The following is a 13,310-nucleotide window of genomic DNA, read 5'->3' on the forward strand; positions in this document are numbered from 1 at the left end:
CAGCTATCGAGCCTGGTCGTCCTGCCGCGAGGCCGCAATGGAGATCAGTTTCCGCAGCACGTCCAGGTCGATGTCCTCCAGTTTCTTCACGTACACGCAGCCGGCCCCTTCGGTGTACTTGCCCAGCTGCGGCAAGAGCTGGGCGCCTTCGGGAAGGTCCTTCAGGCCGTAGAGGGAGAGCTGGGCCTTGCGCGGCGAGAAACCGGTCTTGGGCCAGATACCCGTTGTGCGCGCATTGGCGGGGGAGATGTAGGTGTAGCTTCCGTAGCCGACTATGCTCGGCCCCCACATCACCGGCTGCTCGCCGGTGGCTTCCCGGAAGATGCGGTCCAGTTCTTGGCCGTCGATCCGTCGTTTGGCCGGGGTGGCCGCCTCAATGAATTCCTCCACGCTGGCATCAGTTGGAAGGGTCTTCTGACTTGTTGGCAAGTGATGTCTCCTCGGGTGCGCCAGGTGATTCGGCCTGGAAAATTGTCGAAAGCTTGCGGTACTGGCTGGTGCCCAGGGCCAGCAACGCCACCACAATCATGATCAGCCCACCGGCTAAGAAGATCAAGGCGATGCCGCGCGCCTGGCCTTGCCCGACCAGCCAGCCGAATCGGGCATCGCCCGCTGGCGAGCGCATGAAGGGGATGATCAGGTACTGGGCTATCGGTGCGATCAGGAAGGCGGTAATCGGGGCCGCGGCGGCTTCCATCATCTGGGCGAAGCCGAACACCCGGCCCTGGCGGCGGAAGGCGACCACCTTCTGGATCACCGTTTGCTCCGAGGCTTCCACCGCCGGAATCAGCATCATGTAGAGCCAGATGCCAAGCACATAGAGCCAGATCCACTCGCGAATGGTGAAGATCGCGCCGAGGAATCCCATGATGGCAACCAGCAGGAGCATGGTGCGGATCGGGTTGGACCCCAGTCCGAACTTCGCAATGGCCAGGCCGCCGATGATGAAGCCGGTGGAGGCCAGCCCGAAGGTGATGCCCCAGGCTTCGACCGGCATGATGGTCAGTCCGTAGGGGTCCATCAGTGCCATGTAGGTGCCGCCGATGAAGTTGTTGAACATCGAGAAGATGATCAGCGCGAACAGTCCCGGGATGGCCATCACCGTCGTGAAGCCCAAGCGCAGGTCGCTGGTCTTGGTCCGCCCTTCCTCCTTTTCCGGTTCCTCCTCCGGGATGGAGATGCCCAATAGGTGCAGCATCGTGACCACCACCATCACGATGGCAATAGCCAGCGTCCACCCCATCCCCAGCAGCCCGATGGACAGCCCGGAGAACACGCTGGTGATGATGAAGGCGATGCCCTGCACCGTGCCCACCAGCCCGTTGGCATTGGCGTGGCGCTCGACCGGGATCAGCAAGGTGACAGTCGTGGACAGCGCGATGCCGCGCATCTGCTCCACGATCGCGCCGAACAGGATCACCAGGCAGAAGATCCAGAACTGCCATCCGCCGATATCCAGGATGTCCTTCGTGGGTAGCCAGAGGTAGATCAGCCCGGCCAGGGAAAAGGCCACGGCGGTGATCATCGCGGAGAAGACGAAGACCGATTTCTTGCGGTGGTTGTCCACGATGGTCCCGAAAACCATGGAGAACACGGAGATCAGCAGCATGAATGCTCCGCCGATGATGCCGGTGGCCATGACGTTCTCGGTCTCCAGGTACACCCAGAAGGTCAGCGCGAACCACAGATAGCTGGTGGTGAGGTTCGCGACGGCGGTGTTGGCCAGTATATGCATGAAGGAGCGTTGGCCCTGCGGCGGAACTTCGGGGTTCTGGCCACGGGTCAGCGAGGGATCCGGGGGTCCTTCATTGTGCATGGGCAAGCCTGCTTCAAAAAAGTGGGCTGGTGGTCGTAGCAAAAGAATACGCCGATGCATTGATAGGCAACAGGTGTGGATTCAGACGTTCGAAAACATAGTAGTCAGATGCCTAGCCCAAGCCTAGGCATAACCCTAGTGTGACCGCCCGCACTTTCTGCCAAGGTTGAATCCATGCAAACCGGCTGCAGCGGTTTTCCCCTTTAAACGAGCATTGAATGGACGGAGCACACCACGCCATGACCGAGACCCTGAACGAGGTATCCAGCCTGCTGGATAACGCCCTGGTTGACAGCCCGGAAACCGGAGAGTTCCGCGCCAATCGAAATATCTTCACCGACGAAGAGATCTTCGAGATGGAAATGAAGCACATCTGGGAAGGCAACTGGGTGTACCTGGCCCACGAATCCCAGATCCCGAACATCGGCGACTACTACACCACCAACATCGGCCGCCAGCCCATCATCATCTCGCGCAACAAGCAGGGCGAACTGAATGCCCTGATCAACGCCTGCAGCCACCGCGGAGCCATGCTCTGCCGGCGCAAGACCGATAACCGCACCACCTTCACCTGTCCGTTCCATGGCTGGACCTTCAACAACTCCGGCAAGCTGCTCAAGGTCAAGGATTCGCGCGGAGCTGGCTACCCGGAGCAGTTCAACAAGGACGGCTCCCACGATTTGACCAAGGTTGCCCGCTTCGAGAACTACCGCGGTTTCCTCTTCGGCTCGCTGAACGCCGACGTCCTGCCCCTTGAAGAGCACCTGGGCGAAGCCACCAAGATCATCGACATGATGGTTGACCAGTCCGAAGATGGCCTGGAAGTGCTGCGCGGGGCCTCCACCTACACCTATGACGGCAACTGGAAGTTGCAGGCAGAGAACGGCGCCGACGGCTACCACGTATCGGCCACGCACTGGAACTACGCCGCCACCCAGGCCCGCCGCGCCAACGGCGAATCCTCCAACGACACCAAGACCATGGACGCCGGCGGCTGGGACAAGCAGAAGGGCGGCTACTACTCCTTCGAGCACGGCCACCTGCTGCTGTGGACCGAATGGCTGGACCCGGCCAACCGCCCGCTGGCCGAGAAGCGCGACGAGCTGGTCGCCAAGTTCGGCGAAGCCAAGGCCGACTGGATGATCGGCATCTCCCGCAACCTGTGCCTGTACCCGAACGTGTACCTGATGGACCAGTTCGGCTCGCAGATCCGCGTCTTCCGGCCGGTGGCAGTGGACAAGACCGAGGTGACCATCTACTGCTTCGCCCCGGTGGGCGAGTCGGACACCGCGCGCGCGGCCCGCATCCGCCAGTACGAGGACTTCTTCAACGCCTCGGGCATGGCCACCCCGGATGACCTGGAAGAATTCCGCTCCTGCCAGAAGACCTACCTGGCCACCTCTGCGCAGTGGAATGACCTCTCGCGCGGCCAGGCCCACCAGATCACCGGTCCGGATGAGAACGCGGACAAGGTCGGCCTCAAGCCGATCTCCTCCGGCGCCCGCACCGAGGACGAGGGCCTGTACCCGATCCAGCACGGCTACTGGCTGCAGACCATGCGCCAAGCCGTGGACAACGAACGCGAAGCACAGAACTAAGGCCGAAGGGACAAGACAGATGAGCACCATCGCACTGACCGAGGCGCCGACTTCCAACGGCGCAGTCACCACCACGGATATCGCGCAGTTCCTCTACCAGGAAGCCCGCTTCCTCGATGACCGCGACTTCGACCGCTGGCTGGACTGCTACCACCCGGAAGCCACCTTCTGGATGCCGGCCTGGGCCGACGACGAGCAGCTGACCGAAGATCCGCAGCGCGAGATCTCGCTGATCTACTACGCGAACCGCGGGGGCCTGGAAGACCGCGTCTTCCGCATCAAGACGGACCGCTCCTCGGCCACTTCGCTGCCCGAGCCGCGCACCGGACACAACATCACCAACGTGGAGATCGTGTCCGTGGACGGCGACAAGGTGGACATCCGCTTCAACTGGTTCACCCTGTACTACCGCTACCAGAACGTGGACACCTACTTCGGCACCTCGTTCTACACGATCGACTACTCCGGCACCGCGCCGGTGATCACCGCGAAGAAGGTCGTTCTGAAGAACGACTACATCCACCACGTGGTGGACATCTACCACATCTAAGCGACACCACCATGGGCGGCGGGGCCAGTGCAGGCCCCGCCGACTCACCCATCCCCAGATTTCTTGAAATGAGCAAGCCATGTCCCATCAGGTAGCCCTCGCCTTTGAAGACGGAATCACCCGCTTCATCAAGGTCGGCGCGAACGAAACCGTCGCCGACGCCTCCTACAAAGCCCGCATCAACATCCCGCTAGACTGCCGCGACGGTGCCTGCGGCACCTGCAAGGCCTTCTGCGAGTCCGGCAAGTACGACGGCGGCGACTACATCGAAGAAGCGCTGACCGACGACGAAGCAGAGGCCGGCTACTGCCTGCCATGCCAGATGGTCCCCGAATCCGACCTCGTGCTGCAGATCCCGACCACCTCGGATGTCGCCAAGACCTCGGCCACCACCTTCGAGTCCACGCTGAGCGAGATCCGCCGCATCTCCGAAACCACCTACGCTTTCAGCCTCGAGGTGGACAAGCGCGAGGACCTCTCCTTCCTGCCGGGCCAGTACGTGAACATCGAGGTGCCCGGCTCCGGCGGGCAGACCCGTTCCTACTCCTTCAGCTCGGGCCCGGAAGTTCAGATCGTCTCCTTCCTGATCCGCATCACCGACGGCGGTCTGATGTCCACCTACATGCGCGATACCGCGCAGGTGGGCGACCGCATTACCTTCACCGGCCCGATGGGCAGCTTCTTCCTGCGCGAACCCAAGCGCCAATCGCTGCTGCTTGCCGGCGGCACCGGCCTGGCCCCGCTGCTGGCCATCCTGGAGAAGCTGGCTGGCATGGACAACCCGCACCCGGTGCACCTGATCTACGGCGTGAACACCGACATCGACCTGGTCGAACTGGATGTGCTGCAGGACTACACCCAGCGCATCGAGGGCTTCAGCTTCGACACCGTGGTGGGCGACCCGGACAGTGCTTCGCCGAAGAAGGGCTACGTCACCAACCACTTCGAACCGCAGCACCTGGCCGAGGGCGACGTGGACATCTACCTGTGCGGCCCGCCTCCAATGGTGGAGGGCGTGCGCCGCCACTTGGAAGACGAAGGCCTCAAGCCGCAGAATTTCTACTACGAGAAGTTCGCGCTGGCCGTCGTGCCCGACGCCGAGCCTGCCGCCCCGGCTGCCGACGCACCGGCCGAGGCACCCGCCGAGGCACCTGCCGCCCAGGGCTACGAAATCGGCGAGGAACACGCCAGCTTCGAGGCCCAGTTCGATGCCCGCATGGCACTGGAACTGGCCGTCGTCGAGCTGACCATGGGCAAGCTGACCGAGGGCCAGCTGGGCGAATTCAAGGTCCTGGCCGAATTGGCCGGCAAGACCCTGGACGGCGAGAAGTTCATCAACGCCGAGGAATTCACCGTCACCAATGACGCCTTCCACGAATTCCTGTTCAAGGCCGTGGGCAACGAGCACCTGCTGCAGGCTTACCGCCGGCTGGACGTGCCCGCGCTGATGGCCGCGGTGCTGCGCCAGGAGCACTGGATCGACGGGGCCGTGGACGCCGACCACCTGGGCATTGTCGCCGCATTCGAGAAGCAGGACATCGCCGCCGCCCGCGCGGCGATCACCGCGCACAACCAGCACGCCAAGGCCACCATGGCCGCCGCCTCCAAGGCAGCGGCCCAGTGAGCGCCACGCAGAGCCCGGTGAACCAGACCGAGGCCGCCGGGCTGCCCGGGTCCTTCCACCCGGGCCGCTTTGCCGGCAAGGTCGTCATGGTCACCGGCGCCGCCCAGGGCATCGGCTGGTCCGTGGCCCGGCGCATCGCCGCCGAGGGCGGGGAACTGGTGCTCGTTGACCGCGCGCCGCTGATCCATGAGGTGGCCGAGGGCCTGCGCGCCCACGGCGCCACCGCGCTGAGCGTGACCGCAGACCTGGAAACCTATGAGGGGGCGCTGGCCGCGGTCACCGCCGCCAAGGACCAGTTCGGCCGTATCGACGTGCTGGTCAACAACGTGGGTGGAACCATTTGGGCCAAGCCCTACGAGCACTACGCGCCGGAGGAGATCAGCAAGGAAATCCAGCGTTCGCTCTTCCCGACCCTGTGGATGTGCCGCGCGGTGTTCGAGGAAATGGCCAAGGCCAATTCCGGAACCATCGTGAACGTCTCCTCGGTGGCCACCCGCGGCATGAACCGCGTTCCCTATGCGGCGGCCAAGGGCGGGGTCAAGGCCATCACCTCGGCGCTGGCCATGGAGGGCGCGGCCAAGAATATCCGTGTGGTCGCCACCGCACCGGGCGGCACCGAAGCCCCTGAGCGGGTAGTCAAGCGCGGCCCGGCGCCCACCGGCGAACAGGAAGAGGCCTGGTACCAGGCCATCGTGGACCAGACGGTGGACTCCACCTTGCTCAAGCGCTACGGCACCTTGGACGAGCAGAGCGCACCCATCGTGTTCCTGGCCTCCGATGAGGCCTCCTACATCACCGGATCCACCCTCGCGGTGGCCGGAGGGGACCTCGGCTAGCCAACGCGCTGGAATACAACTATTGCTTGCAGGCGGCGGGATCCCCGCCGCCTGCGTGCTCTGAAAAACCCGCCGCCCGACGCAATTTCGGGCCACGGTTCCCCACGCTGCGCCCCCGGGCGCGGTACCTCCCAGAGACCCGATACCCGCACAACGATGTGCGCCCGGGCCCATGAAAGATGGAGCAACTCGTGAATACTTCGGAAGCAAGCACCAACAGGAAACAGCAAAGCACGGTCCGCTGGGTGGTGGCCATCGCCACCCTGTCCCTGATCTTCGACGGCTACGACCTGGTCGTCTACGGCACTATCGTGCCGCTGCTGCTGGGCGACCCCACGCAGCTGGGTACGGTCACCGCGACCACCGCCGGCGCCCTGGGCAGTTGGGCCCTGACCGGCATGATGGTCGGCGCGCTGGTCGCCGGCGCGATCGGCGACTACCTGGGCCGCCGCAAGATCATGATCACCGGGATCATCTGGTTCTCCGTGGCCATGGGCCTGACCGCGCTGACCGACGACGTCACCGCCTTCGGAGCACTGCGTTTCGCCACCGGTATCGGTGTGGGCGCGCTGGTCGCCACCGCCGGTGCGGTAGTTGCCGAATTCGCCCCCAAGGGAAAGCGCAACTTCTACAATGCGATCGTCTATTCCGGAGTGCCCATCGGCGGAGTGCTCGCCTCCCTGCTGGCCATCATCCTGCTCGACGCCATCGGCTGGCGCGGGTTGTTCCTGATCGGCGCGACCCCGTTGCTCTTCCTGCTGCCGATGGCGCTGGTGAAGCTGCCCGAATCCCCGGAGTGGCTACTGGCTCGCGGGCGCACCGCAGAAGCCGAGCGCGTCTCGGCTCGCACCGGAGTCCCGCTGCACTCGCTGGAACCGGTGGCCGGTTCGGACCACGCCGCGGTGCCCGCCGACAAGATCGGGTTCCGGGCGCTGGCCACCAAGAAGTACGCCTTCCCGACCTTCCTGCTGGGTTTCATGAGCTTCACCGGCCTGATGCTGACCTATGGGCTGAACACCTGGCTGCCGCAGATCATGTCGCAGTTCGGCTACGGCAAGGACTTCTCGCTGACCTTCCTGCTGGTCTTCAATGCCGGCGCGATCTTCGGCGGCCTGATTGCCTCCGTCGGCGCCGACCGTTTCGGCGTCAAGCGCACCGTGTGCACCACCTTCTTCCTCGCCGCAGTGGCCATGGTGCTGCTGACCATGCACCTGCCGCTGGGCATCCTGCTCGCGTTGGTGGCCGTGGCCGGCGTCGGAACTATCGGCACCCAGGTGCTGATCTACGGTTTCGTTTCCAATTACTACAACAGCGCTGCGCGTGGTGCCGGTGTAGCTTGGTGTGCCGGATTCGGCAGGTTGGGTGGTATTTTCGGCCCGCTGTTCGGTGGCCTGCTGATGGCAGCCGGCGTCGAGAACCATGTCGCTTTCTATGTTTTCTCCGGGGTTGCTATCGTTGGTGCATTGATCACCGCCGGCGTACCATTGCGCAATTCCGAAATCGCCGCCAAGTTGCGACCGGCACGTGAGCAGCAGGCGACTGCGGGCGTGGCAAAGTAGCGGTACATCGAAGCGCAACACAGCAACGCAGAAAGGTCGGTGAACGCCATGCTCAGTGCCCAGCAGGGTCAAGACGCGCTCGCCGACCTTTCCCGCGAAGTCCAGCAAACTGGCAGCACCCTAGCCGTGCTGAAGGGTCCGCGCGGCAGCGGCAAGAGCACCATCATCAAGGCCCTGCTTACCCGGTTGGCCAGCCAATCGGTGCAGCTGGTGACCGCCTCGCGCTGGGAAACCGCGCAGCCCGGAGCCGCCCTGGGCCCGTTGCTGCAACGCAGCCACGCAGGCTCGGCCGGGGCGCTGGGCGAGGCGTTGCTGGAGTACCTGCGCAGGGATGCGCAGCAACCCCGGGTGCTGGTGCTGGAAAATGCGCAGTGGGTCGATGACCTCAGCTTCCAGGCGCTGCACTACGCGTGGCGCCGCTTGCGCAATGAACCGTTACTCATCGTGCTGGTGATGCGCGACCAGAACCTGGCCAGGCTTTCACCGGAAACCCGCGAATTCCTGGCTGACAGCCAATTGAAGATCCTGCAGCTGGAAGTGCCCAACCCAACGCATGCGCGCGAGATCGTCTTCGCCAGAACGGGGATCGACCTGCCGCCAACGGCCGCCGAGCAGCTGGTGAATTACACCCAGGGCAACCTGCAGGTGGTCATCGAGCTGGCCCAAGAGAATCCGGAGCACAGCTGGGAGCAGTTCGATCGCTGGCCGCCTGCCCCTCGCGCCCTGTCGTTGCACGTCATCGAGCTATTGGATGGGTTGGAGCCGCGGGCGCGGGCGCTGGTGGAAGCGGCCGCGGTGCTCGGCCTGCAGGCCAGGATCGACAATATCGCCAAGCTGGTCGGCGAGGACGATCCGCTGCTGCCGATCCAGCAGATTCTCGACTCCTCGCTGGCGCAAACCCACGGCCATAGCGGGAAGGTGCGGCTCGGGTTCGAGAATGCTTTGACCCAAATGGCTGTCTACCACCAGATCCCGCTGAGTAGCCGCATCCGGTTGCATGCTTGCGCCGCGGACATCGTCGAGGACCAGGGGGCGAAGCTGGGCCATCGGGCCGATGCGAGCATCCTGCCCGATGGCAGCTTGTCGATGGAACTGCAAGACTACGCGCGGGCACAGGGCAAGCGGGGCGAGTGGTCTTCGGCCGCCGCCGCGTTCTTCCGTGCCATGCATTTATCCCCGGACCCGATGCGCCGCGACTCCCTGCTGCTCAACGCAGTGGATGCGATTGTCGCCGCCGGCGAGCTGCCGCGGGCGCAAACCTTCGCACATCAGCTTTCGAGCTTGGAAAGCAGCCCGGAGCGCGACGTGCTTTCCGGATATATCTCCATTCTGCAAGGCCGCGCGAACACCGCGCAGCGCTGGCTATCCAGTGCCTGGCACAACGCGGTCCAGGATCAGGACAACGATGTGATGGCCGTGATCGCCCAACGCCAAGTCCTCGATTCACTGTGCCGTTTGAAGGGGCAGAAGATCATTGACTGGGCCGAGCAATCGCTGCACCTTGCCCAGGTGGGCAGCCCGCTAGCCATTGAAAATGCGGCCATCCAAGGGCTTGGCCTGGCAATGATGGGCCGGGCTGATGAGGGGGAGCAGGTCTTGATGGACCTGCTGGCCACCCTTCCGGCAGGAGCACAGCGCCAGCGCGCAGAAATGTCACTGGGCTGGGTCTACCTCGCGACCGATCGCGTGGAGCTTGCCCGGCACGAGCTCTCCGCGGCCAGCTCCACGGACTTCAGCGATGGATCCCTGCGCATCTCGCTGTGGGCCAAAGCTTGGTCGGCGCGCGCTGAATTCCTCATGGGTGACTGGGACCAAGCGCTGGAGACGGTTCGATCCGCGCAGGCCCTGCAGGAGCGTTCTGAAATCCAGATCCTGCGTCCGCTGATCCAGCTGACCGCGGTGCAGATTCACGCATTGCGCGGCAACTGGGAGCAGGCGGATCTGCACCTTCGCAAGTCGTGGGCACGCACGGGCAGCTATGCCATCATGGAGATGCCTTACCGGATGGCGCGGGCCGAGATTGCCCGGGCGCAGGCAAACCATGAAGAGGTTGTGCGGGCGCTGGAACCATTGCTTCGGCTGGACCGCACGCAGGGCATAGACCAGGCAGGTTTCTGGACCTGGCAGGATACATATGCCTTGGCGCTCATACGTTGCGAACGCCTTGATGAGGCAGAGAAGTTCATTCAGCCGTTGCTGGAGAGCGCTGTCGCTTCAGGCCACCAAAGTGGAGTCGCTCGATTCCTGAGCGTGCAAGCCAACTTGCTGGCAGCCCGCGGAGATATCGGCGCGGCCCGCTTGGTCTTTGAAGATGCCATCCGCCGTTTGGAAGGCATCGGGTCGGTCTACCACCGGGCAAAAATTGATTTCTACTACGGGCAATGCCTGCGCCGAGCCGGCAAGCGGGCTGAATGCGTTGCTCCGTTGACTCGCGCGCTGGCGATTTTCACGCACTTCGATGCAACCGTGTACATCGACCGCTGCACGCGTGAGCTTCAGGCAAGCGGCACCGGGATGCTCCGAAGGGAGAGTGCCGACTGGTCGACGCTGACAGCACAAGAACAAGCCGTGGCCAAGCTGGTTTGCGAAGGTGCAAGCAATCGACGTGTCGCAGAAGAGCTATATATAGGTACCAAGACGGTGCAGTACCACCTGACCAAGATCTACACGAAGCTGGCGGTGTCCAACCGTACTGAGCTCGCTGCGCTCGCGCGCTTCGATCTTGAAGGATAGTGCTTTCCGACTGGGAAAAAGTTTCATTCCCGAAGGGCAGCTAGGGCCATGCCGAGTGCGGGTTAACCTGCGCGCAGTGACTGTAAATTTTTTTCATTCGGCCGATTCGCTTGATTGGGACGAAGCCGGGATTCCTGATTCTGGCCGCAACCAGCCTTGCAATCGGGCTCATTCCCTTTGCTCCTGTGGGGTATCGGTGGTGTGGTGTTGCTAGTGACTGAAAAAATTTGTCACTCAAAACTCAAGCCGGGGGACTGGCTCTAGCCAGTTCCGGTGTCGGACAGGTCCTCATCTTGGCCAAGGCCCAGCACGCGCCGCACTTCGGGAGTCAACTGCACCTTGTAGGCCGTTGCGTCCTGGGGGCGCCGAGGACAATGATCGTTGACATGATCAAATTTCTCCACGTTGTCCACGCTTGCGGGAATCGTGATTGACCGCAATCCGTGCGGAGATACCCACGTCTTGGAGCCATCCGGGCAAGCGAAGACCTTCCAGCCTAGGGCGTGCTTGAACATCTGATGCTGCTTACACAAGAGATGGGTGTTTTCCCGGGTAGTGTGGCCGCCCTGTCCATACGCTTCAATATGATCAATTTCTGAACGGTCGGCTGGGCGGCGGCAACCAGGGAAACCGCAATGCTGGTCGCGGTGGCGCAGCAAATCACGCAACCCCTGGGAAGGGCGATATTTCTTGGGCTCCACATCAATTGCGGCTCCCGTCCATGGATCGGTCAGAACGCGCTGGAACGACGGAGCGTCCGCGGCGATTTCCAACGCCACCCCGATAGGGATCGGCCCGTAACCTTCCAAATCAGCGAGGGCGCGAGTGGGGTTCGCGAGCATTTCCATGGCAGGGATCGTGATGGCGACCCGTGGCTTCAGTGGCATGCATTCCATTCCGGGCCATCCATGAAGATATACGTCTACAAGGGCATCGGCTTCAACCTGGGATTGGGTACGTGGATCTTTGGGATCCGTGATCTGGGTGGCGACATGCTTTATCGAGTTACGGATCGAATGGATGACATCAGCGCGGTGATGCAGCTGCAAGATGGCCATGCCATTCTCGTCATTCCACACCTTGACGTTGCGGGCGGCTAGTGCGTTCTTCTGCCGGTTCTCGGCCGAATCGGGGTTCATCCGGTCGTGGAGGCGACGTGCCCGCTGGTAGATGGTCTCGTCGCTGGCCGTCTTCGCCAGGGGCAGCAAGATCTGTTCCATGCGGGTGATCTGCTCAGCGGAGAGATCCTGGGAGTACTTGACGATGTCGCGGGCGGCCTTGGCGGTGATCTCACCGGCGGCCAAGGCGATGAGGGTGGCTTTGCAGACGTGGCGCAAGCCTTTAGCGTGGAACATCCGCTTGCTGACCTTGCGGCTGCTCTCCCGCAAAGCGATGGCTGACTCGGCGATGAAGTTGGAGTTAATGATCTGCTCGCTTCCGCGGTCCACGCCGTAGTATTCGGCGCTCTTGCGGGCTTCGGCTTCTTCCTTGGCGGTGTGGGCGTGTTCGGCAGCAATCAGATTGTTGAAGGATTCGCTGACCTGCTCGACTGCGTCTGCTAGCAAAACGCAGATAACGGCTTCGGTGCTGCTCTGCAGGCGTTGGATTTTCTTCAAGCGTTCCAATGCGTCTCCGGGGCCGTTGACGGGGCCGGCATCGAAGAGCTCGTCGGCAACTTGCTTGAGAGGTCCGAAGAAAACCTGGTGTTCGCGATGGGCATCGAGCGGGGAGGTTTTGTGCGATTCTGTGCGGGTGCCTGGTGGGCGCAGGGGAAGGCGATGTTCACCGTCGTTGTCTTCTAGGTATGCGGGAGTAGTCATAGTTAACTTTCCCGCAGAGTATCGACTCTTTGTTCTGGTTATATGCCGACTGTGGACAAGTTATAGAAAGTTTCTACGAATGATCTTCGGTGCGATTCTGGAACGAAAATCGCTGGATCAGGGAAAGCGGTAATGGGTGCCGTGCTAGCTGCTAGTTGGACGCAGGGGGCGTGGCGGACGGGTGAAAGCAGCCCGGACGCCAAGGGCTCCCGTGGCTGCGAGCATGGCGAAGGCGAGGATGCTGGTGATGTATAGAGGTGCTGCCAGGGCGGCGGACGCTCCGGCGTTCCAATCGGCAAAGGTGTCGCCCACAGAGTTCATATTGGCGAAGGAAGCGAAGAAATAGCCCGGTGCGCCCAGGGCAATGATCAGGCTCCATCCTCCGACAGTCGCCCAGGCGGGCAGCTTGCGCCCGCGGGAAACTACCGGAACGAGCCAAGAGGCGGCAAGGGCGATTCCAATGGCCGCGAAGACCCAACCGCCGAGCAAGTCGTAATCCTGGTCCATTGCGGCCATCTCGGCGATGGTTTCATCCAGGGGAACGCCGCTGGCAGCAACCACGGCCCAATTGTTCATGAGCAGCGCGCCATAGGCTGCATAGGCGGCGATGATGGCGAACCCGAAGATAACTAGAAGTTTACGCATGTCAGTAGCGTAACAGCGCACTAGTCAACTAAATGAAATAATCAAGAAATTTATGAATTGGGCATCTGTGGCACTTCCACGTCTGAAGTACTTTTCGAGGAGCGAGGCATGCGCCGCAAGGCCGTCTGG

At 62.6% G+C, this 13,310-nt stretch carries 10 protein-coding genes; 6 read left to right on the top strand and 4 right to left on the bottom strand.

The window, feature by feature from the left end; all coding sequences use genetic code 11:
• Positions 1–3: 3 nt before the first annotated feature.
• Together ACRDT3_RS12325 and ACRDT3_RS12330 are read right to left on the bottom strand one after the other, a co-directional pair.
• Positions 4–429, bottom strand: coding sequence for a DUF1801 domain-containing protein (locus ACRDT3_RS12325; protein WP_431493252.1), 426 nt, complete (start codon positions 427–429; stop codon positions 4–6).
• Positions 398–1,816 (bottom strand): MFS transporter, encoded by a 1,419-nt coding sequence (locus ACRDT3_RS12330; protein WP_431493253.1) that lies wholly within the window; start codon positions 1,814–1,816, stop codon positions 398–400. Before ACRDT3_RS12330 ends, ACRDT3_RS12325 begins: the two co-directional genes overlap by 32 nt.
• Before the next feature lie 218 nt (positions 1,817–2,034).
• Here ACRDT3_RS12330 and benA point away from each other — a divergent pair, with 218 nt between their 5' ends.
• The 6 genes from benA to ACRDT3_RS12360 all read left to right on the top strand — a co-directional run bounded on the left by benA (position 2,035) and on the right by ACRDT3_RS12360 (position 10,716).
• Positions 2,035–3,414 (top strand): benzoate 1,2-dioxygenase large subunit, encoded by a 1,380-nt coding sequence (gene benA, locus ACRDT3_RS12335; protein ID WP_431493254.1) that lies wholly within the window; start codon positions 2,035–2,037, stop codon positions 3,412–3,414.
• Between the two features lie 19 nt (positions 3,415–3,433).
• A complete protein-coding gene (gene benB, locus ACRDT3_RS12340; protein WP_431493255.1) occupies positions 3,434–3,964 on the top strand; it encodes a benzoate 1,2-dioxygenase small subunit in 531 nt (176 codons plus the stop codon).
• A gap of 79 nt (positions 3,965–4,043) precedes the next feature.
• A complete protein-coding gene (gene benC, locus ACRDT3_RS12345; protein WP_431493256.1) occupies positions 4,044–5,588 on the top strand; it encodes a benzoate 1,2-dioxygenase electron transfer component BenC in 1,545 nt (514 codons plus the stop codon).
• Complete coding sequence (locus ACRDT3_RS12350; RefSeq protein WP_431493257.1) at positions 5,585–6,424, top strand: 1,6-dihydroxycyclohexa-2,4-diene-1-carboxylate dehydrogenase; 840 nt, start codon at positions 5,585–5,587, stop codon at positions 6,422–6,424. The genes benC and ACRDT3_RS12350 overlap by 4 nt, the downstream gene beginning before the upstream one ends.
• Before the next feature lie 191 nt (positions 6,425–6,615).
• On the top strand, positions 6,616–7,983 hold the full coding sequence (locus ACRDT3_RS12355) for an MFS transporter (RefSeq protein ID WP_431493258.1): 1,368 nt from the start codon (positions 6,616–6,618) through the stop codon (positions 7,981–7,983).
• A gap of 48 nt (positions 7,984–8,031) precedes the next feature.
• The gene (locus ACRDT3_RS12360; protein WP_431493292.1) at positions 8,032–10,716 is read left to right on the top strand and encodes a LuxR C-terminal-related transcriptional regulator; all 2,685 of its coding nucleotides are present in this window, start codon (positions 8,032–8,034) and stop codon (positions 10,714–10,716) included.
• Positions 10,717–10,976: 260 nt separating this feature from the next.
• Here the strand turns inward: ACRDT3_RS12360 and ACRDT3_RS12365 are convergent, their stop codons facing one another.
• Both ACRDT3_RS12365 and ACRDT3_RS12370 read right to left on the bottom strand, forming a co-directional pair.
• Positions 10,977–12,536, bottom strand: coding sequence for a DUF222 domain-containing protein (locus ACRDT3_RS12365; protein ID WP_431493259.1), 1,560 nt, complete (start codon positions 12,534–12,536; stop codon positions 10,977–10,979).
• A gap of 144 nt (positions 12,537–12,680) precedes the next feature.
• Positions 12,681–13,181, bottom strand: a complete 501-nt coding sequence (locus tag ACRDT3_RS12370; protein ID WP_431493260.1) for a hypothetical protein — start codon at positions 13,179–13,181, stop codon at positions 12,681–12,683.
• Positions 13,182–13,310: the final 129 nt, after the last annotated feature.

Origin of the sequence: Glutamicibacter sp. (genome assembly GCF_050701915.1) — a bacterium.
Taxonomy (GTDB): Bacteria; Actinomycetota; Actinomycetes; order Actinomycetales; family Micrococcaceae; genus Glutamicibacter.